This is a genomic window from Bosea sp. Tri-49 (assembly GCF_003952665.1).
GTDB lineage: Bacteria > Pseudomonadota > Alphaproteobacteria > Rhizobiales > Beijerinckiaceae > Allobosea.
On sequence record NZ_CP017946.1, the window covers coordinates 431,058 to 457,697 of the forward strand.

Annotated in this window: 26 protein-coding genes; 17 read left to right on the forward strand and 9 right to left on the reverse strand. The window is 66.2% G+C overall.

Annotated elements, in window-relative coordinates; all coding sequences use genetic code 11:
- Nucleotides 1-95: 95 nt before the first annotated feature.
- Both BLM15_RS02150 and BLM15_RS02155 read left to right on the forward strand, forming a co-directional pair.
- Nucleotides 96-1,328 carry a urate hydroxylase PuuD gene (locus BLM15_RS02150; RefSeq protein WP_126116019.1) on the forward strand — a complete coding sequence of 411 codons (1,233 nt, stop codon included), beginning with the start codon at nt 96-98 and terminating at the stop codon, nt 1,326-1,328.
- Between the two features lie 181 nt (nt 1,329-1,509).
- Nucleotides 1,510-3,981 (forward strand): hypothetical protein, encoded by a 2,472-nt coding sequence (locus BLM15_RS02155; RefSeq protein WP_126109939.1) that lies wholly within the window; start codon nt 1,510-1,512, stop codon nt 3,979-3,981.
- A 125-nt stretch (nt 3,982-4,106) separates the two neighbouring features.
- Here the strand turns inward: BLM15_RS02155 and BLM15_RS02160 are convergent, their stop codons facing one another.
- Together BLM15_RS02160 and BLM15_RS02165 are read right to left on the reverse strand one after the other, a co-directional pair.
- The gene (locus BLM15_RS02160) at nt 4,107-5,177 is read right to left on the reverse strand and encodes an NAD(P)/FAD-dependent oxidoreductase (RefSeq protein WP_126109941.1); all 1,071 of its coding nucleotides are present in this window, start codon (nt 5,175-5,177) and stop codon (nt 4,107-4,109) included.
- Nucleotides 5,178-5,303: 126 nt separating this feature from the next.
- Nucleotides 5,304-5,738, reverse strand: coding sequence for a GlcG/HbpS family heme-binding protein (locus tag BLM15_RS02165; protein ID WP_126109944.1), 435 nt, complete (start codon nt 5,736-5,738; stop codon nt 5,304-5,306).
- 269 nt (nt 5,739-6,007) lie between these two features.
- Here BLM15_RS02165 and lysM point away from each other — a divergent pair, with 269 nt between their 5' ends.
- From lysM to BLM15_RS02210, 9 genes are all read left to right on the forward strand, one after another.
- Nucleotides 6,008-6,451, forward strand: a complete 444-nt coding sequence (gene lysM / locus BLM15_RS02170) for a peptidoglycan-binding protein LysM (protein ID WP_126109946.1) — start codon at nt 6,008-6,010, stop codon at nt 6,449-6,451.
- Nucleotides 6,452-6,672: 221 nt separating this feature from the next.
- A complete protein-coding gene (locus BLM15_RS02175) occupies nt 6,673-7,725 on the forward strand; it encodes a TRAP transporter substrate-binding protein (protein WP_126109948.1) in 1,053 nt (350 codons plus the stop codon).
- A gap of 8 nt (nt 7,726-7,733) precedes the next feature.
- Nucleotides 7,734-8,237 carry a TRAP transporter small permease gene (locus BLM15_RS02180; RefSeq protein WP_126109951.1) on the forward strand — a complete coding sequence of 168 codons (504 nt, stop codon included), beginning with the start codon at nt 7,734-7,736 and terminating at the stop codon, nt 8,235-8,237.
- Nucleotides 8,234-9,553, forward strand: coding sequence for a TRAP transporter large permease (locus tag BLM15_RS02185; RefSeq protein ID WP_126109953.1), 1,320 nt, complete (start codon nt 8,234-8,236; stop codon nt 9,551-9,553). The genes BLM15_RS02180 and BLM15_RS02185 overlap by 4 nt, the downstream gene beginning before the upstream one ends.
- Before the next feature lie 19 nt (nt 9,554-9,572).
- Nucleotides 9,573-9,887: a rhodanese-like domain-containing protein gene (locus tag BLM15_RS02190; RefSeq protein WP_126109955.1), complete on the forward strand. Its 315-nt coding sequence runs from the start codon at nt 9,573-9,575 to the stop codon at nt 9,885-9,887.
- Between the two features lie 97 nt (nt 9,888-9,984).
- Nucleotides 9,985-10,938 carry a YiiG family protein gene (locus BLM15_RS02195; protein ID WP_126109957.1) on the forward strand — a complete coding sequence of 318 codons (954 nt, stop codon included), beginning with the start codon at nt 9,985-9,987 and terminating at the stop codon, nt 10,936-10,938.
- A 119-nt stretch (nt 10,939-11,057) separates the two neighbouring features.
- On the forward strand, nt 11,058-13,367 hold the full coding sequence (locus BLM15_RS02200) for a xanthine dehydrogenase family protein molybdopterin-binding subunit (RefSeq protein WP_126109959.1): 2,310 nt from the start codon (nt 11,058-11,060) through the stop codon (nt 13,365-13,367).
- A 132-nt stretch (nt 13,368-13,499) separates the two neighbouring features.
- A complete protein-coding gene (locus BLM15_RS02205) occupies nt 13,500-13,931 on the forward strand; it encodes a c-type cytochrome (RefSeq protein ID WP_126109961.1) in 432 nt (143 codons plus the stop codon).
- A gap of 144 nt (nt 13,932-14,075) precedes the next feature.
- Nucleotides 14,076-15,011 (forward strand): cytochrome c, encoded by a 936-nt coding sequence (locus tag BLM15_RS02210; RefSeq protein ID WP_126109963.1) that lies wholly within the window; start codon nt 14,076-14,078, stop codon nt 15,009-15,011.
- 24 nt (nt 15,012-15,035) lie between these two features.
- On the opposite strand, the gene BLM15_RS02215 is transcribed toward BLM15_RS02210, so the two are convergent.
- From BLM15_RS02215 to BLM15_RS02230, 4 genes are all read right to left on the reverse strand, one after another.
- Entirely contained in the window at nt 15,036-15,656 is a 621-nt protein-coding gene (locus BLM15_RS02215) for a helix-turn-helix domain-containing protein (protein WP_126109965.1), read from the reverse strand.
- Between the two features lie 120 nt (nt 15,657-15,776).
- Nucleotides 15,777-16,706 (reverse strand): DMT family transporter, encoded by a 930-nt coding sequence (locus tag BLM15_RS02220; RefSeq protein ID WP_126109966.1) that lies wholly within the window; start codon nt 16,704-16,706, stop codon nt 15,777-15,779.
- A gap of 132 nt (nt 16,707-16,838) precedes the next feature.
- Complete coding sequence (locus tag BLM15_RS02225; protein WP_126109968.1) at nt 16,839-17,291, reverse strand: GNAT family N-acetyltransferase; 453 nt, start codon at nt 17,289-17,291, stop codon at nt 16,839-16,841.
- A gap of 65 nt (nt 17,292-17,356) precedes the next feature.
- Nucleotides 17,357-18,136 carry an SDR family oxidoreductase gene (locus BLM15_RS02230; RefSeq protein ID WP_126109970.1) on the reverse strand — a complete coding sequence of 260 codons (780 nt, stop codon included), beginning with the start codon at nt 18,134-18,136 and terminating at the stop codon, nt 17,357-17,359.
- A gap of 125 nt (nt 18,137-18,261) precedes the next feature.
- Here BLM15_RS02230 and BLM15_RS02235 point away from each other — a divergent pair, with 125 nt between their 5' ends.
- Nucleotides 18,262-19,095 carry a UDP-2,3-diacylglucosamine diphosphatase gene (locus BLM15_RS02235; protein ID WP_126109972.1) on the forward strand — a complete coding sequence of 278 codons (834 nt, stop codon included), beginning with the start codon at nt 18,262-18,264 and terminating at the stop codon, nt 19,093-19,095.
- On the forward strand, nt 19,095-20,192 hold the full coding sequence (locus tag BLM15_RS02240; protein ID WP_126109974.1) for a glycosyltransferase family 4 protein: 1,098 nt from the start codon (nt 19,095-19,097) through the stop codon (nt 20,190-20,192). Before BLM15_RS02235 ends, BLM15_RS02240 begins: the two co-directional genes overlap by 1 nt.
- A 20-nt stretch (nt 20,193-20,212) precedes the next feature.
- On the opposite strand, the gene BLM15_RS02245 is transcribed toward BLM15_RS02240, so the two are convergent.
- The gene (locus BLM15_RS02245; protein ID WP_126109976.1) at nt 20,213-22,000 is read right to left on the reverse strand and encodes a cation:proton antiporter domain-containing protein; all 1,788 of its coding nucleotides are present in this window, start codon (nt 21,998-22,000) and stop codon (nt 20,213-20,215) included.
- 181 nt (nt 22,001-22,181) lie between these two features.
- On the opposite strand from BLM15_RS02245, the gene BLM15_RS02250 reads away from it, so the two are divergent.
- Nucleotides 22,182-23,027, forward strand: a complete 846-nt coding sequence (locus tag BLM15_RS02250) for an AAA family ATPase (RefSeq protein ID WP_126109978.1) — start codon at nt 22,182-22,184, stop codon at nt 23,025-23,027.
- On the opposite strand, the gene BLM15_RS02255 is transcribed toward BLM15_RS02250, so the two are convergent.
- Complete coding sequence (locus tag BLM15_RS02255; RefSeq protein ID WP_126109980.1) at nt 23,002-23,631, reverse strand: hypothetical protein; 630 nt, start codon at nt 23,629-23,631, stop codon at nt 23,002-23,004. The two genes, BLM15_RS02250 and BLM15_RS02255, sit on opposite strands and share 26 nt — an antisense overlap.
- A 136-nt stretch (nt 23,632-23,767) precedes the next feature.
- Here BLM15_RS02255 and BLM15_RS02260 point away from each other — a divergent pair, with 136 nt between their 5' ends.
- The 3 genes from BLM15_RS02260 (at nt 23,768) to BLM15_RS02270 (ending at nt 25,282) form a co-directional block, all read left to right on the forward strand.
- Nucleotides 23,768-24,277 carry a DUF2975 domain-containing protein gene (locus BLM15_RS02260; protein ID WP_164547363.1) on the forward strand — a complete coding sequence of 170 codons (510 nt, stop codon included), beginning with the start codon at nt 23,768-23,770 and terminating at the stop codon, nt 24,275-24,277.
- 189 nt (nt 24,278-24,466) lie between these two features.
- Nucleotides 24,467-25,027 carry a DUF2975 domain-containing protein gene (locus BLM15_RS02265; RefSeq protein WP_126109984.1) on the forward strand — a complete coding sequence of 187 codons (561 nt, stop codon included), beginning with the start codon at nt 24,467-24,469 and terminating at the stop codon, nt 25,025-25,027.
- A gap of 9 nt (nt 25,028-25,036) precedes the next feature.
- The gene (locus BLM15_RS02270) at nt 25,037-25,282 is read left to right on the forward strand and encodes a helix-turn-helix domain-containing protein (protein ID WP_126109986.1); all 246 of its coding nucleotides are present in this window, start codon (nt 25,037-25,039) and stop codon (nt 25,280-25,282) included.
- A gap of 6 nt (nt 25,283-25,288) precedes the next feature.
- On the opposite strand, the gene BLM15_RS02275 is transcribed toward BLM15_RS02270, so the two are convergent.
- On the reverse strand, nt 25,289-26,551 hold the full coding sequence (locus BLM15_RS02275; RefSeq protein ID WP_126109988.1) for an ABA4-like family protein: 1,263 nt from the start codon (nt 26,549-26,551) through the stop codon (nt 25,289-25,291).
- Nucleotides 26,552-26,640 lie beyond the last annotated feature (89 nt).

Below are 26,640 nucleotides of genomic sequence, written 5' to 3' on the forward strand. Positions count from 1 at the left end.
CTTGAAGGCGATGCAAGTTCCCTCCCGGATTCCGCCCTGTCAATTCGCCCGCATGCGGCTCTGCCTGGAGCCCGTCCGTGCTTGAGGCCTATCTGATGGAATGGGGCAGCCAGCTCTTGCGCTGGCTGCATGTCATCGCGGCGATCGCCTGGATCGGCTCGTCCTTCTTCTTCATCCATCTCGACGCTTCGCTCCGGGCAGCGCCTGACGCACCGAAGACCGAAGCCGGCCAGCCGACGCAGTTCCTCGCCTGGCAGGTCCATGGCGGCGGCTTCTATGCGATGCGGAAATATCTGGTCGCTCCGGAGGTGCTGCCGAAGGAGCTGACCTGGCACAAATGGCAGGCCTACTGGACCTGGATCTCCGGCTTCTTCCTGCTGGTCTGGGTCTATTACGCCCAGTCCGAGCTCTATCTGATCGACCCCGCTGTGATGGCGCTTTCGCCCTTTGCGGCGGGTGCGATCGGCATCGCGGCGCTGGCCGGAGGCTGGCTGTTCTATGACCTGCTCTGCAGGTCGCCGCTGGGCAAGAACGACGTCGTGCTCGGCCTGCTCGGCTTCGGCTATGTGGTCGCGGCAAGCTGGGCCTTCGCCAGCGTGTTCTCGGGACGCGGCGCGCTGATCCATACCGGCGCGCTGATGGCGACGATCATGTCGGCCAACGTCTTCTTCGTGATCATGCCGGGCCAGCGCAAGACCATCGCCGCGATGGTCGCGGGCGAGGTGCCCGATCCGAAATACGGCAAGCAGGCCAAGCAGCGCTCGCTGCACAACAATTACATCACCCTTCCGGTGCTGTTCCTGATGCTCGCGAACCACTACCCGGTGACCTACGCCAATTCGGCGGTGATCCCGGCTCTGGTCGCACTGATCATCGTCGCCGGTGCGCTGATTCGGCACTTCTACAATGTCCGCCATGCCGACCATGCGAAATCGCCCTGGTGGACCTGGGCGGTGGCGGCCCTCGCCCTCTGGCTCGCCTTCTGGGTGGCGATGGCATCCTCGCCCGGCGGGCGCGAGCGGCTTGGCCTGAAGCCGCTCGAACCGGTGAAGCCGATCATGCTCGTCGGGCTCGTGCCGCCGACGCCTGAAGTCGCCAACATCGTCACCGGGCGCTGCGCCATGTGCCATGCGCCCGAGCCGTCCTGGCCCGGCATCGGGATCGCGCCCAAAGGCGTCTTCCTGCACGAACCCGAGCTGATCGCCCGCCAGCGCCGCGCCATCGGCATGCAGGCGGTGTTGACCCACGCCATGCCGCCGAACAACCTCTCGGGCATGACCGAGGGCGAGCGGCGCGTGCTCGCCGCCTGGGTGGCGCAGAAGCGCTGACTCCGCGCTGCCGACAGCGGCATGGTGACGCTGCCATGCCACAGTCAGGCGCGTGATCCGCGCCATTCAGTTTCATTCAGTTTCGGTTCATCGCGGAACCATCATCGTCGACCGTGATCACATCGGCGTGATCGGCGCGTGATCATGCGCGCCGGGAGCGCCAGGGGCCTTGGGGGTCCAGTTGAAAGCGGTTTGGAGATCGGGCTCCAGCTACTGGCTGGCGGCCGCGCTGTTCTGTTGCGCCTGGGTGGCGCTGTGCTGGCCCTGGCTGTCGGGGGCGGTGACGATTCCGTTCGACGCCAAGGCGCATTTCCAGGCGCAGATCCAGTTCCTGGCGCAGGCACTGCATTCCGGGCAGTCGCCGTTCTGGACGCATAATGTCTTTGCCGGCTCACCCCAAGTCGCCGATCCGCAATCGCTGATCTTCTCGCCGGCGATTCTGCTGGCGCTGTTCAACTCGTCGCCAAGCTTCCGCGCAGTCGACACCTATGTGCTGGCGCATCTGCTCGTCGGCGGGCTCGCCATGCTGATGTTCTTTCGCGATCGCAACTGGCATCCGGCCGGCGCGCTGCTGGCGGCGCTGGTCTTCGCCTTCGGCGCCTCGGCCGCGTGGCGCATCCAGCATGTCGGGCAGATCGCGAGCTTCGCCTTCTTCGGCCTCGCCTTCTGGCTGACGGCGCGGATGCTGCAGCGTGCCTCGCTGCGCCATGGGCTGCTCGCCGGCTTCGCCGCCGGCATGATGGTGCTCGAGCCTGACCAGGTCGCGCTGCTCGGCGCCTATATCCTGATCGGCATGGTGGTGGCGTACTGGCTCTCGGAAGGCTGGGCGGGGTTCCGCGCCAGCCTCGCGCCAATCGCGGCGGCGAGCTTTGCCGGCATCATCACCATCGCCGTGCCCTTGCTCTGGACCTGGCTCTTCGCCGAGGCGACGACGCGGCCGGCGATCGATCTCGTCGAGGCGGGCAGGGGCTCGTTGCATCCGGCCTCGCTGCTGACGGCATTCGTCGGCGACCTCTTCGGCGTGCGCGATCCGTCGATCGAATTCTGGGGCCCCTACAGCCCGGAATGGAATGCCAAGGAGCTCTTTCTCTCCAAGAACATGGGGCAGGTCTATGTCGGGGCGCTGCCCTTCCTGCTCCTGATCGTACCGGGGCTGACGCGCGGCTGGCTCTGGGACAGAGCGATCCGGCCCTACACCATCCTGTTCGTGCTGATGGTGCTGTTCGCGCTCGGACGCTACACGCCGCTGTTCCACCTGGCCTATGAGTATCTGCCAGGCGTCAAGGTGTTCCGCCGGCCGGCCGATGCGACCTTCCTGATCGGTGGGCTCGGGGCGGTGCTCTCGGGCTATCTGCTGCACCGCATCCTCCGCGAGGAGAAGCCGGGCGCGCTCTGGCGCGATCTCGGCATCGGCGCCGGCGTGATCGCCCTGCTCATCGTCCTTGCTTTGCTGGTGGCGCGCCAGGCCGGGCATCTCGGCCAGGCCTGGTTGCCGAGCGCCACGGCGGCGGCCTGGTTCGTGACGGCGCTCCTGCTTCTCGTCGTGCTGACGCGCTGGCGTGGCGCCGCGGCTCCGCTGGTCGCCAGCCTGATCGTCACCGGCGTCGTCGCTGCCGACCTTGCCGCCAATAACGGTCCGAACGAGGCCACGGCGCTGGCGCCGGAGGTCTATGACGTGCTGCGGCCGGAGACGAAGAACGAGACCGTCGCCGTGCTGAAGAAGCTCACCGTGCAGCCGCCGGATTCACCGCGGCGCGACCGGGTCGAATTGCTCGGCATGGGCTTCGAATGGCCCAATGCCGGCATGATCCACGGCTTCGACCACACACTGGGCTACAACCCGCTGCGGCTCGCCGACTTCTCCGACGCGGTCGGCACGCGCGACTCGATCGCCGCGCCGAGCGAGCGCGTGTTCACGCCTCTGTTCCCATCCTATCGCTGCCGCCTCGCCGACTTCCTCGGCCTGCGCTACATCGCGACGCGGGTGCCGATCGGCGAGGTCGACCGCTCGCTGCGCGCCGGCGATCTCAAGCTCGTCGCCTACACCAAGGACGGCTACATCTACGAGAACCCGCGGGCACTGCCGCGCGTCATGTTCGTCGGCGGCTGGCAACTCGCCGATTTCGAGGGGATGAAGTCGGCCGGGCAATGGCCGGAGGCCGATCCCCAGCGCGTCGTCCTGCTCGAGCAGGAGCCCGAGCCGGGCGTGCCGGATGGACCGGTCGCGACCAATGCCGAGGTCAAGCTGAAGCGCTACCGCAATACGGTGGTCGAGATCGAGGTCACGACCGCGCAGCCTGGCTTCGTCGTGCTGAACGACATCTGGCATCCCTGGTGGAAGGCCGAGCTCGACGGGCAGGAGGTCGAGATCCTCAAGGCCAACGTCCTGTTCCGCGCCGTGCAGGTCCCGGCCGGCACGCACAAGATCCGCTTCAGCTTCCACCCGCTCGACGGCGCAATCGCCGAGTTGCGTGACCGCGTGACGCCGCCGGAAGAAGAGGGCGTCGTCGCCGAGGCGCCGACGCATAGCGGCCCGTCCGGCGCTCTGGCGACGCGGCTCCAGCCCGTGCTGCCCGAGCCGGTCAAGCGCCCGGCACCGGACATGGCCGCGCACGACATGTCGGCCTCGTCGGCCATGTCGGTAGTGCGGTAGGGCCGCCTACGTCATGCTCGGGCTTGACCCGAGCATCTGAGGTCGGAGGAGGCACGCATCGGCGGCTTCTCGTCCTGAGATTCTCGGGTCTGCGCTTCGCTTCGCCCGAGAATGACGCGGGAGCTTCAAGCCACGCCGAGCTTCTTCTGCAGGGCAGTCGAGGAGGTCGTGTACTGGAAGGTCAGCCGCTTCTCCGGATAGACGTAGCGGTGGACCTTCTGGGCGGCGAGCGCCGCCTCGTGGAATCCGGACAGGATCAGCTTCAGCTTGCCCGGATAGGTGTTGATGTCGCCGATGGCGAAGATGCCCGGCACATTGGTCTCGAACTTCTCGGTGTCGGCCGGGATCAGGTTCTCGTGGAGGTTCAGGCCCCAGTCGGCGATCGGCCCAAGCTTCATCGTCAGGCCGAAGAAGGGCAGCATCGTATTGCAGGCGACCTTGAACTCGGCGCCGGCATTATCGCGGCAGACCGCACCCTGAAGGTCGTTGCCTTCGCCCTTCAGCCCCAGCACCTGGCCGAGCTTGAGATCCATCGCCCCTGAGGCGACGAGGGCGCGCATCTGCTCGACCGAATGGGGGGCGGCGCGGAAATCATCGCGCCGATGCATCAGCGTCACGCGCCTGGCGATCGGCTGCAGGTTCAGCGTCCAGTCGAGCGCCGAATCGCCGCCGCCGACGATCAGGATCTCGCGGTCGCGGAAGACCTCCATCTTGCGTACGGCATAGTGCACGCCGCCGCCGTCATGGCGGCCCTCATAGGCCTCGATGCCGGGGATCGGCGGCTTCTTCGGCTGGAAGGAGCCGCCACCGGCGGCGATCAGGATCGCCTTGGTTTCGAAAACCGTGTCGGCATCGGTGCGCAGGCGGAAACGCGGGGCCTCCGCGGTGCCGAGCACCTCGACCTGCTCGATCATCTGGTTGAGATGGAAGGTCGCGCCGAAGGGCTTGATCTGTTCCATCAGATTGTCGACCAGCCCCTGGCCGGTGACGAGCGGGAAGCCGGGAATGTCGTAGATCGGCTTTTCCGGATAGAGCTCGGCGCATTGGCCGCCGACCTTGGGCAGGATGTCGACGAGGTGGGCCTTGATGTCGAGCAGGCCGAGCTCGAACACGGCGAACAGGCCGCAAGGCCCGGCGCCGATGATCAGCACGTCGGTCTGTACGGTTTCGCCCTCGATGGCGGCGGCGATGTTCATGGTCGCAGTTCCTGAGACGGCTTCAAGGGCCGCCGATCACGCACCCGTTGCCGGAAATCCGCCGGCCTTGCAATGCGACATGGCGCAAGGCCGGGCAGGCAGGGTCGCATGCGACGATAGCAGAATTCAGCCGCCGGTTTCGGCGACGAGGCCGGCCGCGGCGATGCCGGCGAGCGCCGCCGCCTCGTCATTGTCGGATGTGTCGCCGGAAATGCCGACGACGCCGATGAGGTCGCCATCGGCATTGCGAACCAGCGCCCCGCCGGGAACCGGCACCACCGGCCCGCCGACCGAGAGTGCGACGCCGTTGATGAAGTGCGGGCGCTCCAGCGCCATCTTGTTGAGGGTGCGCGGGCCGACGCCGAGCGCGATCGCACCATTGGCCTTGCCGAGCGCGATCTCGCCGCGCTTCAGGCTGGTGCCGTCCTGGGCGAGGAAGAACTTCTGCGCGCCGCGGGCATCGAGCACGGCGATGGCGAGCGGCTTCAGGGCATTGTCCCGGGCGTATTTCAGGGCGCCGTCGATGATCACGCTGGCCTGTTCGAGGGTAAGTGCGGTCATGGCTGGCCTTTCGCGGTGTCGATGACGGGCGTTTTTTGGGCTTGGCCCCGTTCTGCCAGCGCCGGCAGCGCGAGGGAAGGGCAGGCTCGCAGGTTTTCGTCTTGCAGTTGTTGTTCCGAATGGGCTTCATGGATTGCCCGTCTCGGAATGTGTTCCGCAAGGTGACGCCACTTTTGCGACCAGAACATGCTCCAAGGCTGTGGAGCTACGCGAAGCCCGATCGTTCGGCCAATCCTGGCGGGACGGCGAGTGCGTCAGGAGAACATGCTATGGGTCTGTTCAGTTTCATCAAGGAAGCCGGCGCCAAGATCTTCGGCTCGAGCTCGGCCAATGCGGCGACGGCAGATCAGTTGCAGAAGGAACTGGCCGGCCATGGCCTGCCTTCGGACGTCAAGATCGACGTTTCGGGCGACAAGGTGAAAGTCTCGGGCAAGGCGCTGAGCACCGAGGAGGCCGAGAAGATCATCCTGGCGATCGGCAACACCGCCGGCGTCGGCTCGGTCGAATCGGAGCTGATCGTCAACAAGGAGGCGGCGGCTGCCGTGTTCTACACGGTGAAGAAGGGCGACACGCTCTGGAAGATCGCCGAGGAGAACTACGGCAAGGGCAAGGGCGCCAAGTACACCGAGATCGTCAAGGCCAACACGCCGCCGGTGAAGGATCCCGACCTGATCCAGCCAGGCTGGGTGCTGCGCATTCCGCCGCTGGCCTGATCACGCTCGCGAGAGCAGCCCGCCGAGCACGTTCCGGCGGGCTTGCGAATTAGTTACGAATGAAACTATAAGGCTGGAAGGCGTGAGACTTCCGGCCAGTTTGCATCGGGGCCGGTTTGATCCATCTTGCGTCTTTGCGAGACGGGCCAGCCGGCCTTTTGCCGGCAAGGCCCGCGGCAGGGTGAACGACACAACGCAGAATTCCCGGGGAGGGGACCCAAATGAGCTTTGATCGCCGCAAGTTCCTGGCACTGGCCGGTTCGGCCGTGGCCGCTCCGGCAGTACTGCGCGCCACGCGCGCCAATGCGCAGGAAGTGACGCTGCGCATGCACCACTTCCTGCCGCCGGTGGCGAACGGGCACTCCAAGTTCCTGAAGCCCTGGGCCGACAAGGTCGGCGCCGAATCGAACGGCCGGATCAAGATCGACATCTTCCCGTCGATGCAGCTCGGTGGCACCCCGCCGCAGCTCTACGATCAGGCGCGCGACGGCGTCGTCGACATCGTCTGGACGCTGCCCGGCAACACGCCCGGCCGCTTCACCGGCATCGAGGCGTTCGAACTGCCCTTCGTCGCGAACAAGCGGGCGCTGGTGAACTCGCTGGCGCTGACCGACTTCGCCAAGGAGCACCTCAAGGACGAATTCAAGGACATCCATCCGATCTGCTTCTGGGCGCATGATCACGGCCTGATCCACGCCAACAAGTCGGTCAAGACGATGGAGGACCTGAAGGGTCTGAAGCTGCGCTTCCCGACCCGGCTCGCCGGCGAGGCGCTGCGCGCGCTTGGCGTCAACGCCATCGGCATGCCGATTCCACAGGTGCCGGAATCGTTGGCCCAGCGCGTCATCGATGGCTGCGTCGTGCCCTGGGAGGTCGTGCCCTCGATCAAGGTGCAGGAGCTGGTCAAGAACCATACCGAGATCCCGGGCTCGCCGACCCTTTATGTCGCGACCTTCGTGCTCGCCATGAACAAGGCGAAGTATGAGGGCCTCGCGCCCGACCTCAAGGCGATCATCGACAAGAACTCGGGCGCCGCCGCCTCCGCCATGGCCGGCAAGGTCTGGGACGAGCAGGCGGTCGTCGTTTCCGAGATGGTCAAGAAGCGTGGCAACACGATCACCACCATCGACGAGGCGGAAGCGGCACGCTGGCGCAAGGCGACCGAGCCGGTGATCGAGGGCTGGATCAAGACCGCCAAGGACAAGGGCCTCGACGGCGACAAGCTGCTCGCCGCCGCCCGCGCCGCGTTGACCAAGCACCAGAACGCCGCCTGATCGCCGCGATGACCGGGAACATGGGGGAAAGGCCGCCATCGCGCATCGACGCGGTGGCGGAGACGGTCGCGCTCATCGGCGGGATACTGCTGATCGCGCTCGCGACCATGGTCGTCGTCAGCGTGACCTTGCGCAGCGATCTCGTCGGCGCTGCCGGCGTGCCGGGTGATTTCGAGCTGGTGCAGATGGCGACGGCCGTTGCCGCCTTCTGCTTCCTGCCGCTCTGCCAATTGAAGCGTGGCAACATCTTCGTCGACACCTTCACGCTGAAGCTGCCGCAGCGCTGGCGTGACGGGCTCGATGCGCTCTGGGACGTCGTCTACGGCCTCGCCATGGCGCTGATCGCCTGGCGGCTCGGCGTAGGGGCACGCTCGGCGCTCGCCAGCGGCGAGAACACCATGGTGCTGCAGCTGCCGAGCTATCTGCCGATCGCGCTCTGCGCGGTGCTCGCTGGCTTCGTTGCGCTTGCGGCCTTCGTCAGCGCCAGCCGCCTGCTGAGGCAGCCCCAATGAGCGGCTTCTCCCTCGCGACCGCCGGCTTTGCCGTCATGCTGGCGCTGATGGCGCTGCGCCTTCCGATTGGCCTCGCCATGCTGGTCGTCGGCAGCGCCGGCTACATCCAGCTCAACGGGCTCGAGCCCTTCCTCAACTATATCCGCACCACGCCTTACCAGATCTTCGCCAACTACACGCTCTCGGTGATCCCGCTCTTCGTGCTGATGGGCGCCTTCGCCGAGCGCTCGGGGCTGGCGGGCGACTTGTTCAAGGCGGCCTCGGCTTTCGTCGGCCATCGCCGCGGGGGCCTCGGCATGGCGATGATCGGCGCCTGCACCGGCTTCGGCGCGATCTGCGGCTCCTCGGTCGCGACCACCGCGACCTTCGCCCGCGCTGCGCTGCCGCAATTGCGCAGCTACCGCTATGACCCCGGCTTCGCCTGCGGTGTCACCGCGGTCGGCGGCACGCTCGGCATCCTGATCCCGCCTTCGGTCATCCTCGTCGTCTATGCGATCTCGACCGAGCAGAACATCGCCAAACTGTTCCAGGCGGCGCTGATCCCCGGGCTGATGGCGGCGGCGTTCTATTGCATCACCATCGCGATCATGACGCGGCTCGACGGCACGCTCGGTCCTGCGCATGAGCGCACGCCGTGGCGCGAGCGCTGGCCGCTGCTCGTCGGCGTCATCCCGGCGATGGCGGTCGCGGTGATCGTGGTCGGCGGCATCTATGGAGGTGTCTTCACGCCGACGGAAGGGGCATCGGTCGGCGCCTTCATCATGCTGGCGATCGGCCTGTTCAGGCGCACGCTCGGCCTCGCGGAGATCAAGCAAGCGATCCTGCAGACGGCCGAGACCTCGGCCATGATCTTCGCGATCCTGCTTGGCGCCGAGGTGTTCAACGCGTTCCTGGCGCTGACGCAGGTGCCGACGGCGGCGGCCGAGATGATCGCGGCCTCCGGCTGGGCGCCGTACACCGTGCTCGTCGGCCTGCTGCTGTTCTACATCGTGCTCGGCGGCGTCATGGACGAGCTCGCCATGATCCTCTTGACGCTGCCGGTGTTCTTCCCGATCGTGACCGCGCTCGATTTCGGCATGCCGAGCGACGACATCGCGATCTGGTTCGGCATCCTCGTCCTGGTCGTGGTCGGCATCGGCATGACCTGCCCGCCGATCGGGCTCAATGTCTTCGTCGTCGCCTCGCTGGCGCGCGACGTGCCGGTGACGCGGATCTATCGCGGCGTGCTGCCCTTCGTCGCCGCCGACGTGATCCGGCTCGGCATCTGCGTGGCATTTCCGGCGTTGAGCCTCTATCTGGTGAAGCTCCTGAACTAGCTGCACGAGAAGAGCCGGCATGATCGTACACGACCTCGATATCGACGCCGTCAAGGCAGGGCTCGCCGACGGCTCGATCCTGCTCGTCGACGTGCGCGAGCCGCACGAATTCGCAGCCGGACATATCCCCGGCTCGGTGTCGCGGCCGCTGTCGCAGTTCGATCCGGCCGACCTGCCGGACGAGCCCGGCAAGCGCGTCGTGCTCTCTTGCGCTGCCGGTGTGCGTTCGCTGCGGGCGCTGGAATTCGCGCAGGCCGCCGGGCTCGACGTCGACAGCCACTATCTCGGCGGCTTCAAGGACTGGGCCATGCGTGGCGAGCCGGTGGAGTACTAAGGCGCTTCCAGCGCGTCTTGCGGTTGCAGTCCGCCACGCCAGCGCCGATAACGTGGCGCGGCCTCAAACTCGGCCGCGATCGACCGAAGGTGTCCTGATGAAGGCCTCCCGCCTGCTGAGCCTTTCTCTCGCAGCCCTGCTTTGCTCCGCTTCTGCAGCTCCGCTCGCCTTCGCGCAGGCTGCTCCGCAGACCGGAGCGAAGCGACCGGCGCAGGATCCGGAGCTGCAGGCGGCGATCGCCAAGTCGAATGCCTATACCTCGCTCGCCAACCGGACGCTCAGGGCGATCGAGTCCTGGGATCGCTACAAGAGCTGGGTCGACATGAAGAAGGGCCCGACCGGCAAGGAGCGCTATATCTCCTACGGGCTCTACAGCCTCTATGACGTCAAGGACGAGATCGCCAAGGCCGAGGCCGCTACCGCCCAGGCGCCGGCTCAGCCGGAGCTCGACGGCGCGGTCAAGCGCTTCATCGCCGCCTATCAGGAGCTCGCGCCGCTGATCACCCGGGCCGAGCGCTATTACGAGCGCAAGGACTATCGCGACGACAATGCCGCCGAGGGCCGCGAATTGCACAGCAAGATGGTGCCGGCGGCGGAGGCTTTCCTGCGCGAGCGGGCCCAGTTCGACGCGCAGCTCAACGCCTACAAGAAGGGTATCGACGCCCGCGAGCTCGCAGCGATCGAGGCGAGCGAGGGCCGCCTTGCCCGCTGGCAGCTGCGCAACATCATGATCAATGCGCGTGCCGTGATGGACTTGATGCCGAGCAATGAGCGGCCGATCGTCGATCTCGCCGCCTTCGACACGGCGCTGGCCGGCTATTCCGGGGCGATCAAGGAGATGGATCGCTTCAAGGACAGCAACCCGTCCGGTGTGCCGATGATCGATTCCTCGGCCAGCTCCTGGCTCGGCTCGCTGCGCGACTTCCGCGAGAAGCTCGGCAAGTCGAAGGGCGATGTCCGCAAGGGGGCGGCGAGCGATGCCAACCGGATCGTCTCCAGCTACAATATGATGGTCAGCATGGCGGACAGCGCAGCGCGCATGATCCGCTGAGTTTCAAGACCCATCCATCTGCATTCCGCGCAGCCCGGCCCCTATATGTGGACGGGGATGACGGCGCGGCGATCCTGCGCCAGTCTTTCTCATTCGAGTGATCCGAAGGAAGTTTGCCGATGCGTCCGATGAAGTTCGGGATGGGCCAGCCGGTGCGGCGGGTCGAGGATCAGCGCCTCACCACCGGCACCGGCCGCTATACCGACGACACTGCCGTCGAGGGCGCGTTGCACGCCTATGTGCTGCGCTCGCCGCATGCGCATGCGACCTTCAAGATCATCGATAAGGAGACGGCCAGGAAGCGCAAGGGCGTCAAGCTGATCCTGACCGGTGAGGATGTCGCCCATCTCGGCGACATCCCCTGCAAGGGCTTGATCAAGGACATCGCCGGCGAGGATGTGAAACCGAATCCGGTGCCGGTGCTGCCTACCGACACGGTGCGCCATGTCGGCGAAGCCATCGCCTTCATCGTCGCGGAGACGCTCGACCAGGCGCGCGACGCCGCCGAGGCGATCGAGATCGAGTTCGAGACGCTGCACTCGATCACCGGCATCGCCGAGGCGCTCGAAGCCAAGGCGCCGCAGGTCTGGCCCGATCGCGACGGCAATGTCGCCTTCGAGGCCGAGCAGGGCAACGCCAGGAAGACCGAAGACGCCTTCGCCAAGGCCGACAGGACGGTCTCGGTGACCATCGTCAACAACCGCCTCGCTTCCAACTATATGGAGACGCGCGCCTGCATCGCCGAATACGACAAGGCGACCAAGCGCTGGACCCTGACGCTGGGCAGCCAGGGCAGCCATGGCACGCGCGAGATCCTCGCCGACTACATCCTCAAGGTCGACCAGGCCCGCATCCGGGTGATCACCCCCGATGTCGGCGGCGGCTTCGGCACCAAGATCTTCATGTACCGCGAATACCCGCTGACCATGGTCGCGGCCGAGATGCTGAAGCGGCCGGTGCGCTGGGTCGCCGACCGCACCGAGCACTTCCTTGCCGATACCCATGGCCGCGCCAATCTCAGCACCGCGACGATGGCGCTCGACAAGCGCGGCAAGTTCATCGGCCTCAAGGTCGATCTCGCCGCGGATATGGGCGCCTATCTCTCGCAGTATGGGCCCTTCATCCCCTGGGTCGGCACGACGATGACGCCGGGCTGCTACAATATCCCGGCGGTGCATGTCCGCTTCCGCGGCGTCTTCACCAACACCACGCCGGTCGACGCCTATCGCGGTGCGGGCCGGCCCGAGGCGGCGTATCTGATCGAGCGGCTGGTCGATGCGATCGCGCGCGAGACCGGCAAGACGCCGGATGCGGTGCGCGCGCTCAACTTCGTCAAGCCGAGCGAGATGCCGCACAAGACGCAGACCGGCCCGGTCTACGATTCCGGCGAGTTCGAGGGCCATATGCGCCGCGCCATGGAGGTGGCGGACTGGAAGGGCTTCAAGAGCCGCCTGAAAGCCTCGCAGAAGGCAGGCAAGATCCGCGGCATCGGGCTCGCCTGCTATATCGAGGCCTGCGGCGGCGGCGGGCCGGAAAGCTCGACCGTGATCCTGGAGAAGGACGGCACCGTCACCGTGCTGATCGGCACCCAGTCGAACGGGCAGGGGCACGAGACCGCCTATTCGCAGCTTGTCTCGCAGCATCTCGACATCCCGATGGACCGCATCAAGGTCATCCAGGGCGATACCGACCGGGTCGCCACCGGCTCCGGTACCGGCGGTTCCCGCTCGATTCCCGTGGGCGGTGCGGCGCTGAATGCGGCGACCGGTATCCTCGCCGACAACCTGAAGAGCATCGCCTCGGAGGCGCTCGAAGCCAGCCCCGGCGACCTCGAGATCGTCGATGGCGCGGTCCGCATCGTCGGCACAGACAAGAAGCTCGATCTCAAGGCGATCGCCAATCTGCCGGGCGCCAAGGCCGAGCAGCTCAGCGTCAACCAGAGCTGGACCCCGCCGGAGGCGACCTATCCGAACGGCACCCATGTGGTCGAGCTCGAGGTCGATCCGGCGACCGGCGGCACCGAGATCCAGAACTATGTCGTGGTCGACGATTTCGGCGTGACGCTGAACCCGATCATGCTGCAGGGCCAGGTTCATGGCGGCGCGGCGCAGGGCATCGGCCAGGCGTTGATGGAGGAGATTCGTTTCGACGATTCCGGTCAGATGCTGACCGCGACCTTTATGGACTACGCCCTGCCGCGTGCGATCGACATCCCGAACTTCCATTTCGAGACGCGCAACGTGCCTTGCGTCACCAACGCCATCGGCGTGAAGGGCGCGGGCGAGGCCGGTGCGATCGGCGCCTGCCCGGCGGTGATGAACGCCATGGTCGATGCACTGGATCGGGCTGCCGGCGTCAAGGCGATCGACATGCCGGCGACGCCGGCCAAGGTGTTCGCGACGCTGAAGCAGGCGGGCTATCCGCTTTGACGCAAGGCGCTGATTGCGCTTCTGCAATGATATTCACGACAATGCGACTTGGCGCTGTCGTGCCCATACGTTGATCTGGAAGAGTTCAAAACAGCGCCTGTTCGGCGCCTGTCTTCCGGAGGATTCCCGCGCATGCTTCGTTCTGCTTTCGTCGCCCTCGGCCTCGCCGTCGGTGTCTCTGCCGTTCTGGCCCAGGCCAATCCGATCGCCGAGCGGCGCGACACGATGAAGGCCGTCGGCGCCGCGACACGCGATGGTGCGGCGATGGCCAAGGGCGAGGCGCCGTTCGACGCCGCCAAGGCGCAGGCGGTGTTCAAGGCCTATGGCGATGCCGCCAAGAAGATGCCGGGCCTCTATCCGGACACCGCCAAGACCGGCGGCGAGACCACGGCGGCACCGAAGATCTGGGAAGACCAGGCCGGCTTCAAGGCCGCCTTCGCCAAGTTCGAGGGCGATGCTGGCAAGGGCGCTGCGGTGACCGATCTCGCCGGCTTCCGCACCGCCTTCGGCGACGCCACCAAGAATTGCGGCGGCTGCCACGAGACCTACCGCATCAAGAAGTGATGGCGGTCTGACGCCAGCCGATTTGACCTGATCTAAGGAGCGGGCTTCTTTGCAGAGGCCCGCTCTATTCGTGTCGATGGCATCCGGAGCGAACCGGGTCGCAATACGAGCGTTGTTTGCCAGGGACAACTTGATGAGGAACCGATGCGCCGCCTGCTGATCACGCTCCTGGTCTTCATTGCGCTCGGCGCTGCCGGCTTCTTCGTCCTCACCGATCCGCGTGTGGTCTCGCCTGGTCCCGAGATCGGCACGTTGCCGGCTCCCGACCTGGAGAACGGCAAGCTGCTGTTCGCAGCCGGCGGCTGTGCCTCCTGCCATGCCACGCCGGGCCAGGACGACAAGACACGGCTCGGTGGTGGGCTGGTGCTGGACTCGCCCTTCGGCAAGTTCCATGTGCCGAACATCTCGCCGCATACGCGCGACGGCATCGGTAACTGGGGCACGGCTGACTTCATCCAGGCGATGACCGCCGGCGTCTCACCTTCGGGCCAGCACTATTATCCGGCTTTCCCCTACACCTCATACCGGCTGATGCCGCCCAAGGCCGTTGCCGATCTCCTCGCCTATATCCGGACGTTGCCATCGGTTGAGGGCAGGGCGCCCGGCCATGAGCTCGGTTTCCCCTACAACATTCGCCGTGCCGTTGGCGGCTGGAAACTGCTGTTCTTCGACGGGACATCGTTCAAGGCCGATCCGAGCAAGAGTGAGGAGTGGAATCGCGGCGCCTATCTGGTGAACGGTCCGGGCCATTGCGCCGAATGCCATTCCAGCCGCAACCAGTTCGGCGCGATCGTCCAGGCGACGCGCTTTGCCGGCGGTCCCGATCCGGAGGGCAAGGGCTGGGTGCCGAACATCACCCAGGCCGAGGGCGGCCTTGGGAAATGGTCGAAGCCCGAGATCGCCGAGTTGCTCAAGAGCGGCTTCACGCCGAGCTTCGACAGTGTCGGCGGCACAATGTCAGCGGTAGTGCGCAACATGGCGCAATTATCGGATGCCGATCGGCTGGCGATGGCCGAATATCTGAAGTCGCTGCCGGCGGTGCAGGGGCCGCCGCGGCCGCAGAAGGCAGCGGGTGGGTAGGCGGGCCGTCTCGACGGACAGCCGTTAGTCCATCACCGCCGCTTTGAGGATGCAGACCATCAAGGCCGTGCCTGGTTGGCCGCTGACGCAGCGGACGACGTGCTGGCGGTCGCAGCGATAACGCAGGGTCTCGCCGGCCTTGGCGCGCTGGGTGATGCCGCCGACCTCGACCTCGAATTCACCGGCGCTGACCGAGAGCGATTCGATTGAGCCGCGCTGGTGGCCTTCCGAATCGAGCTCGCCGCCGGGCTCGGCGCTGACCTCGTACCATTGCAGCCATTCGACGGTCTTGATCCAGCCGATGATGGCAAGGCGCAGCTTGCCGTCCTCCGAGACCAGGATCGGCGTGTCGGGCCGGGCGATCTTCTCGATGAACGCCTCTTCCTCATTGGTCGAGAGCACACGCTCGATCGAGACGTCGAGCGCCTGCGACAGCCGCCAGATCGTCGCCAGGGTCGGGTTGGTCTCGTTGCGCTCGATCTGGCTGATGATCGACTTGGCAACGCCGGACTGCTCGGCGAGCTCCGAGAGCGAGAGATTATAGGCCTTGCGCAACCGCTGGATCGTCTTGCCGAGCTGGCCGGAGATGACCTGGGCGCCGGATTCTATTTCGCGGCCGCCACGTTCCCTGGTTTCGATACCCATTGCACTCTTGCCTGCCGTCGCCTCTTGCCCGTTTCGGAATTGGCCCGTTTGGGAAAGAGAACGATTGTTTGTCTAAGCGGACAATGCCTTGGATCGCTCCAAGCGGCAAGTCGAGTGGGTTCAAACGGAGCGGGTCGGGCCGGCCTCGCGGGTTTCCTTCTTGAGCAGGCCGAGCTGCTGTTCGCGCAGGATGACGTAGATGCCCGAGGCGATCACGATGAGCGAGCCGATGAGCACGGCAATCACCGGCCATTCGCCGAAGACGAACCAGCCGAGCGCCGTCGCCCAGATCATCGTCGAATATTCGAAGGGGGCGATCAGCGAGGCGTCGCCATAGCGATAGGCCTGGACCAGCAGCATCTGGCCGAGGCCGCCGAGCACGCCGATGGTGACGAGGAGGACGAAGTCCTTCAGGTCGGGCACCGTCCAGCCGAGTGCGAGCGTCAGCAGACCGAGTAGCGAGGTCAGCGACATGAAATAGAAGACGATGGCGCCGGTCTTCTCGGTATGGGTCAGGAGCCGGACCTCGATCGAGGCGAAGGCCGAGCAGAAGGCGCCGGCGAGCGCGAGCAGCGCGCCGATGGCCGGGCCGCCGGAGAGGCCATGGCCGAAGGCCTGTGCGCCCATATGCGGGGAGAGCATCAAGAGCACGCCGACGAAGCCGACGGCGACGGCGGTCCAGCGGTAGATGCGGACACGCTCCTTCAGGATCAGCGCCGCCAGCACCACGACGATCAGTGGCGCGGCGTAACCGATTGCGACGGCGTCCGAGAGCGGCAGCAAATGCAGGGCGGCGAAGCCGAGGAACATGCCGGTCGAGCCGATGACGCCGCGTTTGAGATGGCCACGCAGATTGCTCGTCTTGAGCGCCTCGGGGAATTCATGGCGCCAGGCCAGCCAGATCATCAGCGGGATCAGCGCGAAGAACGAGCGGAAGAAGACGAGCTCTCCCGTCGGATAGCGCGAGGCCAGCGTCTTGATGCCGGCCGACATCAGCGTGAACGACAGGGCCGAAAGCAGCTTGAGGCTGATGCCGAGGAGCGGTGACAAGGCTAAAAGGTCGGGCAGGAGGAATGGAAGTCTTGTGCAAGACTTCCATTCCTTAGACCACGAGCGTGGAGCCGTTCCAAGCACCGATGTTGCAAAGCGGACCGGCGCGATGTGGGAGGCGATCGAACCGGCTCAGATCAAGCGATATTCGAGGATCTCGTCGTCCCGGTCGTCGAAGGTGCCGGTCGAGGTCCAGCCCAGATGCCGGTAGAAGCCATAGGAGCGCACGGCCGGATCGGATGAGCAGCTGAGGAACAGTCTGGCGAGACCCAGCTCCCTGAATTCCGCGACGACCAGGTTCAGCAGGGTCTTCCCGACACCCAGTCCTTCGTGCTCCGGCAGCAGCGCCAGCACGGCGATTTCGCCGGTCTCGCGCTCGCCGAAGCAGTAGCCGACGATCTCATCACCCTCGGTCGCGACATGGCCTGGCAGGCTGCCATCGGCGATGGCGGCCTGCCAGCTCTCGAGCGTGACACCCGCTTCTGCGAGGCGCTCGACCGAGAAGGCGTTCTCCCGTGTCCTGCCGCGCAGGACGACGCAGGCGGGCGTGTCCTCGGGGATGGCGCGTCGATAGGCGATGGTCATCGGTCGTGGGCTGGTCCTGGAGGTGGGGCCGGGGCGCGCCTTGACGCGACCCGGCCGGCTTGATGTCAGAAGTTCGTCCGGAACGAGCCGCCGTCGATCAGGAAGTTCTGGCCGGTGATGTAGCCGGCATGGGCGCTGGAAATGAAGGCGCAGAGCTTGCCGAACTCGTCGGGCGTGCCGAGGCGGCCGGCCGGGACAGCAGCGAGCCGCCGCTTCGTTGCTTCCTCGATGCTGATGCCCTGCATCTCGGCGACCTTGTTCGTCGCGGTCTTGATCCGGTCCGTGTCGAACACGCCGGGCAGGATGTTGTTGATGGTGACGTTGGCATGGGCGATCTCGCGCGCCACCCCGGCGAGGAAGGCGGTCAGACCGGCGCGGGCGGCGGAGGAGACATCGAGCCCGGTCAGCGGGGTCAGCACGCTCGCCGAGGTGATGTTGACGATGCGGCCGAAGCGCCGCTCGATCATGCCGTCGACCACGCGCTGCACCAGTTCTAGCGGCGTCGCCATGTTCTGCGCCACGCCTTCGAGCAGTCCCTCGCGCGTCACTTCGCGGAAGGGTTTTGGCGGCGGGCCACCATTGTTGTTGACGAGGATGTCGGGATTCGGTGCCGCGGCGAGCAGCGCGTCCTGCCCCGCCTTGGTCGAGACATCGGCGACGACGGCGATCACGGTGGCGCCAGTGCTGGCGCGAATCGCAGCTGCGGTTTCCTCCAGTGTCTTGGCGTCGCGGCCGTTGACGACGACGGTGCAGCCGGCTTCGGCCAGTGCCTGCGCGCAGCCACGGCCCAGCCCCTTGCTCGAGGCGCAAACGATGGCCGTGCGGCCGGCGATACCCAGATCCATTGTCGTCTCCCGGAAAGGTCTCGTTCCTGTCAGGGGAGGCAAAGCATGGTTTTGGCGCCGCGTCATCAAAGCGTAGTGCAAATCAGACACACGCCGGAGGCATCGCAATAGATAGGCCAGCGAGCATGAGCGACGATAGCGACGCCAAGCAGGTTCGCAGCATCTTCATCTCCGACCTGCATCTCGGCACGCGCGGAGCGCAGGCGGATCTCGTGCTGGAGTTCCTGCGCGCCTATGACGCGCCAACGATCTACCTGGTCGGCGACATCATCGACGGCTGGCGGCTGAAGAGCGGCTGGTACTTCCCGCAGTCGCACAACGACGTGGTCCAGAAGCTGCTGCGCAAGGTGCGCAAGGGCTCGAAGCTGGTCTACGTCACCGGCAACCATGACGACTTCCTGCGCGACTACACCGGCCTGCAGTTCGGCGGCATCACGCTGGTCGACGATATCGTCCACGAGACCGCTGACGGCAAGCGCATGCTCGTGATCCATGGCGACCTGTTCGACCTCGTCGTGCGCAACGCCAAATGGCTCGCCCTGCTCGGCGACTGGGCCTACACGGTCGCGCTCGTGCTCAACCACGGCATCAATCGCGTGCGCCGCGTCTTGCGCCTGCCGCACTGGTCGCTCTCGGCCTGGGCCAAGCACAAGGTCAAGAACGCGGTGAACTATATCGGCGAGTTCGAGCAGTGCCTCGCCGACGAGGCGCGCCGGCACAAGGCCGATGGCGTGATCTGTGGCCATATCCACCATGCCGCCCAGCGCGAGATCGGCGGGCTGACCTACATCAACACCGGCGACTGGGTCGAAAGCTGCACGGCCGTGGTCGAGCACGACGATGGCCGCTTCGAGATCGTGCGTTGGCCGCAGCACCGGCTGAAGGGCGAGAAGCCGGCATTGCCGGCGCCAACTGCGACACGCCCCGCACCAGTTCCGAGCCTCGTCGAGGCAGCGTGATGCGCGTCCTGATCGCGACGGACGCCTGGCGGCCGCAGATCAACGGCGTGGTGCGCTCGCTGGAGCGGATGGTCGAGGCGGCGCCGGAGTTCGGTGTCACCCCGCATATGCTGACGCCGGAAGGCTTCTGGCAGGTTGGGCTGCCGTCCTATCCCGATATCCGCATCGCGCTGGCGACGCGCCGGCATGTAGCTCGGCGCATCGCCGAATTCGGCCCCGACCATATCCATATCGCGACCGAAGGGCCGATCGGCTGGCTGACGCGCGCCGTCTGCCTCGCCCAGAAGCGGACCTTCACGACGAGCTATCACACGCGCTTCCCGCAATATGTCGCCGCGCGTTGGCCGATACCTGAAAGCTGGAGCTACCGTTTCCTGCGCCGCTTCCACGGGTCGGCGGCGGGCGTGATGGTCTCGACCGCCACGGTCGAGGCGGAACTGCGCGCCCATGGCTTCGAGCGCATCCTGCGCTGGGGGCGGGGCGTCGACCTCTCCCTGTTCCATCCGCGGCCCGAGAGCGTGCTCGACCTGCCGCGGCCGATCTTCCTCAGCGTCGGCAGGGTAGCGGTCGAGAAGAACCTCGAAGCCTTCCTGTCGCTGCGTTTGCCCGGCAGCAAGGTCGTGGTCGGCGACGGGCCGGCTCGCGCCGACCTCAAGCGTGCCTTCCCCGACGCGCATTTCCTTGGCGCGCGCGAGGGCGAGGAGCTGGCGGCGATCTATGCGTCCTCTGACGTTTTCGTCTTCCCGAGCCTGACCGACACCTTCGGTATCGTGCTGCTTGAGGCGGCGGCGAGCGGGCTGCCGGTCGCGGCCTTCCCGGTGCAGGGGCCGAGCGACGTCTTCGCCGGCAGCCAGGCGGCGGTACTGCACGAGGATCTGCGAAGTGCCGCACTCGCGGCGCTGCGCCTGCCGCGCGAGGCCGGGCTCGAACTCGCCGCGCATCATAGCTGGCATAGCAGCGCCGAGCAGTTCTACGGCCATATGCGCCGGGCGATGCAGGCTGCAGTGTCCGGAAAGACGGCGCGCACCGAGTTGGGAGCGGCGCCGACTACGCTCTCCGTGCGGCTCGAGCCGAACGAGCGAAAAGAATTCGCATAGATCGACTCAAGTGGGCGGAGTCACAGCCTGCGTGAGCGGGCATGACGCGGCAGAGCGGGCTGCGGCGCGCTCGCCGGCTTGAGCTCGCTGCGGAAATCATCGCGCCGCTGATGCACCGATGCGATGACGAGGCCCATCGGCACGCCGAGGCCGACCAGCGCGGCTTCCGACAATTGCAGGCTGGCCTCGATCGTTTCCGGCACGGCGTCGTTTACCCCGAGCTCGTAGAGATGCCGCGCGTGCTTGGCGTCACGGGCGCGGGCGACGATGATGAGGTCCTGCCGCACACCGCGTGCTGCTGCGACGATCTCGTCGACGGCGCGGGGATTGTCGATGGTGACGATCAGCGCGGTCGCTTCCTCGAGGCCGCAGAGCCGCAGGAAATCCGGCTTGGTGGCGTTGCCGTAGAAGGCCGGACGGCCGGCCCGGCGCTGCGCCGCGATGAGCGAGGGATCGGCGTCGATGGTGATGTAGGGCACCTTGTGCTGTTCGAGCATCTCGCTGACCAGCCGGCCGACGCGGCCGAGGCCGACGACGATGGCGCGCGGTGCGTGATCGTCCGGCGGCAGGATGCTCGCTTCCGTCGGCAGGTTCACCGCAGGCGCCAAGCGCGCCGAGAGCTTCCGTGCCATGCGGGCGGCGAGCGGCAGGAAGATCATGGTCAGCGAGACGCCGGCGAGCACGAGCGCCGCAGCGTTCTGGTCGACCAGCTTGGCGGCGACGGAGGCGGTCAGCAGCACGAAGGCGAACTCGCCGCCGGGACCGATCATGATCGCGGTTTCGAGCGCGGTCGACCGTGACAGCTTGAAGTAGCGGGCAAGCAGGAAGGTGATCGCCACCTTGGCGAGGAAGAGCCCGGCGGCGATGCTCAGGATCGCGACCGGCTGGGCCGCAAGTGCAGCCGGGTTCACGCTCATGCCGACAGTCAGGAAGAAGACGCCGATCAACAGCGACTTGAACGGCTCGATCGTCACTTCGATGGCGCGGCGATACTCGGTCTCGGCCAGCAGCAGCCCGGCGATGAAGGCGCCGAGCCCCATGGAGAGGCCGGCTCCGGCCGCGATCAGTCCTGTGCCGAGCGCGACGAGCAGGGTCGCCGCCATGAAGCTCTCGGATGAATCGGTCGAGGCGACCAGGCGAAAGAGCGGGCGCATGGCGAGGCGGCCGATGACGATGATGGCAGCGACCGCGGCGACCGCCTGTAGTAGTGCCTGGGTCAGGCCGGCGATCAGCGAGCCGCCATTCTGCGCACCGAGCACACTGACCAGGAAGAGCAACGGGATCACCGCAAGGTCCTGGCAGAGCAGGACGGCGAAGCTGGCTCGTCCGGCCGAGGAAGTCATGCGGCGATGGGCGGAGAGCAGCTCGACCACCATCGCGGTCGAGGACAAGGCGAGCGCCGTGCCGATCAGCAGGGCCGCAGCCGCCGGCTGACCGAAGGCATAGGCGATGGCGCTGATCGCGGTGGCCGAGAACGCGACCTGGCCGAGGCCGAGCCCGAAGACCAGCCGGCGCATGGTCATCAGGCGCTCATAGGAGAGCTCGAGCCCGATGACGAAGAGCAGGAAGGCGACGCCGAGCTCGGCCGGGCCGGCGAGCGCCTCCGCATTCGAGACGGTGATCGCGCCGAGGAAGGGAATCTTGGCGGCGAGGCCGCCGAGACCGTAGGGGCCGAGCAAGGCGCCGCAAGCCATGAAGGCGACGACCGAATTGACCCGGAAACGCTTGGCGAAGGGCACGATCACGCCGGCCGTGGCGAGCACGACCACGGCATCGCGATAGGCGGAAGGATCGATCGTCCCGGCCACGTCACCCTCGAAGAATCAAGCGAAGCTGCTGATCTCGAAGCTTTGCTTGGTAAAGCCTTGCAACACAAACCAAATCACGCGCCGGGCTGACGAAAACTTGCCCCTCCGCCGACTGACCTCTAAGCACGATGATATTCGCGGCGGCAGCATGGCCGCGGAGCAGCCATATGAAGGGCCTCGCATGCGCTTTACCGGCACCGCTTCTTACGTCGCCACCGAGGACCTGACCGTCGCGGTCAATGCCGCGATCCGGCTGGAGCGGCCGCTGCTGGTCAAGGGCGAGCCCGGCACCGGCAAGACCGTGCTCGCCGAGGAGATCGCCGCCGCGCTCGGCGCGCCGCTGCTGACCTGGCACGTCAAGTCGACCACCAAGGCGCAGCAGGGGCTCTACGAATACGATGCGGTCAGCCGCCTGCGCGACAGCCAGCTCGGCGATGCCCGCGTCTCCGACATCGGCAATTACATCAAGCGCGGCAAGCTCTGGGAGGCCTTCGTCTCGCCCGTGCGCCCGGTGCTGCTGATCGACGAGATCGACAAGGCCGATATCGAGTTCCCGAACGACCTCCTGCTCGAGCTCGACCGCATGGAATTCCATGTCTACGAGACCGGCGAGACGATCCGCGCGGCGCAGCGGCCGGTGATGATCATCACCTCGAACAACGAGAAGGAATTGCCGGACGCCTTCCTGCGTCGCTGTTTCTTCCACTACATCCGCTTCCCTGATGCCGAGACGATGCAGAGAATCGTCGAGGTCCATTTCCCCGGCATCAAGAAGCGATTGATGGAGGAGGCGCTGCGCCTGTTCTTCGAGGTGCGCGAGGTGCCCGGCATCAAGAAGAAGCCCTCGACCTCGGAGCTGCTCGACTGGCTGAAGCTCCTTGTCGCCGACGATATCGGCCCCGAGGTGCTGCGCGAGCGCGATCCGCGCAAGCTGATCCCGCCGCTGCACGGCGCGCTGCTCAAGAACGAGCAGGATGTCTCGCTGTTCGAGAAGCTCGCCTTCATGGTGCGGCGGGAGAGCCGCTGAGCTTCGCCTGGATCGAGTCGCAAGGCGGGATCGCAGTGGCGAGATCGACCTTCGGGTCGATCTCGCGGACGGCTTCCTTCAGGTCGAAGTCGCGTAGCAGCAGGACGTAATCCTGCGTCTCCGATGTCCGGAGATAGCCCGTCATCGTGATCGGCTTGCCCGAGAGCTCGCCGAGCCGGCAGGCCTTGTCGGCGCCGAGCGCCAGGCTGCCGCGATTGCCGCTGTTTTGTGGCCCGGCGAACATCTCCTCGCGGAAGGCGCCGAGCCGCGCGGCGTCGGCCGAGCTCAGCCTGAACACGGTGAAGCGGCGTCCCGGTGAAGCCATGGCCGGCAGCTTCGCCAGCTCGACCGCGTCGCGCACCTCCTCCAGCACGACCTTGCGCTCATGCCGGCCGCCATCCTTCGGGAGAGCGACGAGCGTCATGGTGACGCCGCCGGGAAGCGTGCGGATATCGGCCGGCAGGCTGATGCCGGCACGCAGCTGCGCGAGATCGGTCGTCTTCATGTCGATCTTCGACAGCTTCGGCAGCGAGGTCAGCGGGACGTGGCCGCAGCCGGCGAGCAGAGAGCAAATCAGCAGATTTGCGGGCAGGGCGATGCGCATGACGGCTCTCGATGAAATGGTTTTGACATTCAGAAATTCATCTCTTAGTTTAATTTTGTCAATCGCGGAGTGAAATTAAATGGCAGCCGTACCGAATTCCGCCCAGAGCCGATCCGCCATGGCGAGGCTACGCCGCGTGAGTACGGTCGCGCGCATCCTGTGCATCGCAGCGGCGGCGCTGATGGCCGTCGGCGCGATCTGGCTCTGGCGCGATCCCGAGCAACTCGCCGCCTATGCCCGCAGCACGATCGGGGTCAGCGCCCCGGTCGGTCCGCTCTCGGTGCGCGGCTACTGGGCCGCCCTCACGATCAGCCTCGTACCTGCGGGCCTCTTCATTGCCGCGATGTTGCGGCTCTCAAACCTGTTTGGCCGGTTCGGCCGCGGCCAGGTGCTGGAGGAGGAGAACGCGCAGCGGCTGGTGCGGATCGGCTGGCTGCTGACGGCGATGGGCGTGGCGACGCCGCTGACACGTGCGGTGCAGAGCGTGGCGCTGACCTTCGACAACCCGTCAGGCCAGAAGCAGCTGGCGATCACGCTCGATCCCGGGACGTTCGGCGTGCTGGCGGCCGGGGCTGCGCTGGTCGCCTTCGGGCTGGTGCTCAAGGAGGCGGTCCGGCTCGCGGACGAGAATCGGAGCTTCGTTTAGGCGTTGGGCGATGCCTCTGAGCTTCGCTTCCGGCACGGCGTCGCAAGCTGCGGATGGCTTCCTTGCGGTCGAAATCGCGCATCAGCAGGACATCGCCTTGCGTCTCCGACGTCCTGAGCTAGCCGTTCATCGCGATCGGCTTGCCCGAGAGTTCGCCGTTCAATCTTGTCGACTTTGGAGTTTATTGCCATGAGCGCCATTGCGGCCGACACCCCTCAGACGCGCCTTCGCCGCCGAATCGGCTGGCTCTGCCACCTCACACGCTGGGCTGCTCTGGCCTACGCCTCCTGGATCCTGGTCGTCGTCCTGCAGGTCTGGGGTGAGGAGGGCCGTGCCGTGCGTGTCTATGGTGCGTGGCTGAGAGCGGACCTTTCCGGCATGCAGGGCTGGCAGCGCATCGCCGGGTTGGGGCTCAGCCTCGCGATCTGGTCGCTGACGGCGTTCACCTGCTACTGCGTCTGGCGGCTGTTCACCGGTTATCTCGCAGGCAGCATCTTTACGCGTGAGGCGGCGCTCTGGCTGCGCCGGATCGCCCTGTTCGGTCTTTGCGCGCAAGGGGCCGATATCCTCGTGCGGCCGTTGTTGTCGGCGGTCGTCTCCGCGCATCTTCCGGCCGGGCATCGCCTGGTCAGCATCGCCCTCAATCCGCAGGATCTGTTGATCCTGCTCTTTCTGCTCGGCTTTCTGGCGCTAGGGCACGTCTTCACGGCGGCCACAGAAATTGCCGACGAAAACGCCCAGTTCGTATAAGGCAGCGCGATGCCGATCATCGTCGAACTCGATGTCATGCTGGCGCGCCGCAAGATGCGCTCGAAGGAACTCGCCCAGCGCATCGGCCTGACCGAGCAGCAGGTCTCGCAGCTGAAATCCGGCAAGGTCCGCGGCATGCGCTTCGACACGCTGACGCGGATCTGCGCGGTGCTCGACTGCCAGCCGGGAGATTTGCTGCGCTACGAGCCGGGCGCCGATGATCTTGCGCCTGGGCCCGATGGCGATGATGCGTAGTGACCGTCAGCTGAGTCCGAGCAGCGGGCGCGCCTGCAGCGCCGCGACGAGCGCCGCCGTGGTGATGGCGGCGTAGGCGGCTGAGACCGTACCGAGCGCGATGAGGCCAGCTCTGGTCTGACGCGTCGCCAGCCAGAGCAGCACGCCAATCGCCGGAATGATCTGCAAAGCGTGGAGGCCAAGGAAATGCGCTATGCGCAGATCCCCGATCGTCAGCGACCAGCCGAAGAACGGAATGGTCGGATGCAGGGCCGGTTGCGTGCCAACATAGTGACCGGTCGGGCTCGAGCCGAGGAGAGCACCGCTCAGGAGCCCGAAGACGCAGGTGAGGGCAAGGCCGACGACCAGCGACCAGCGCACGACATCCGGCATCGGCGCGGCGTCGCGGCGGGAAAGGCCATAGGCGAGGAAGCCGGGCGCGACCGTGAACATCACGGCACCGATGCCCATCAGCGTGTAGAGCCAGGCGCCGAGCGCGCTGTCGCTGTTGTAGTGCGACGCTTCGACACGCGAGGCGCGCCAGGCGATGTAGAGCACTTCGAGGATGATCGGCACGATCACCGGCCAGACGATGTAGCGTCCGGCCCAGGACGCGCGGAAGCGCTCGCTGGCGAGCGGCAGGAACAGCGCCAGCGTGAGCAGGTAGAAGGCGACCGAGATTTCGAATTTCAGCGGCTTGATCCAGGTGTCGACGCCCTGGAACTGCCTGATATCGATCAGCCAGGCGAACAGGGTCGGCACCGCCAGAGCGAGCATGGCGAAGGCCGCAGCGGTGAGGCGCGGTTCGAGTTCGAGATCGGGCAGCCACGCCGGCAAGCGGGCCTGGAGCCGGGCGATGCGATCCTCTCGCGCCAGGCGGAAGCAGGCTTCCAGCAAAAGATAGGCGACGAAGCCGACCGGGCCGAACAGGAAGGTCATCAGCAGCACCGGCAGCATCAGCCAGTGCGGAATCGCCTCCGCTTGCGAACGGCGCAGGATCCAGTTGCCGAGGAAGAGGTCGAAGGCGAGGTAGTGGACCCAGCCGGCGAGCAGCAACGGCTTCGAGGCGAACAGGGCCGCAACCGAATCGAGCGAGGAGAAGCCGCCCTTCGCGTCGTGCCAATAAACGGCGATCAGCACGGCATAGCCGAGCGAGAGCAGAGCCGGGATGATCCAGCCGGCGAGGGCCGCCGAAATACCGCGCCAGCGCGGCAGCAGGATCAGCACGAGCCAGCCGAGCATCGCAAGCTGGCCGGCGCGGGTGAAGGCATCGTCCAAGCTGAGAGGCATCGTGCACTCCTATCTTGACACTGTTCAGTTGCGGCGCTGTCCTATTGCGTTATCTTAACGGCGTCAAGTTTGATTTTGACAAGCGCGGG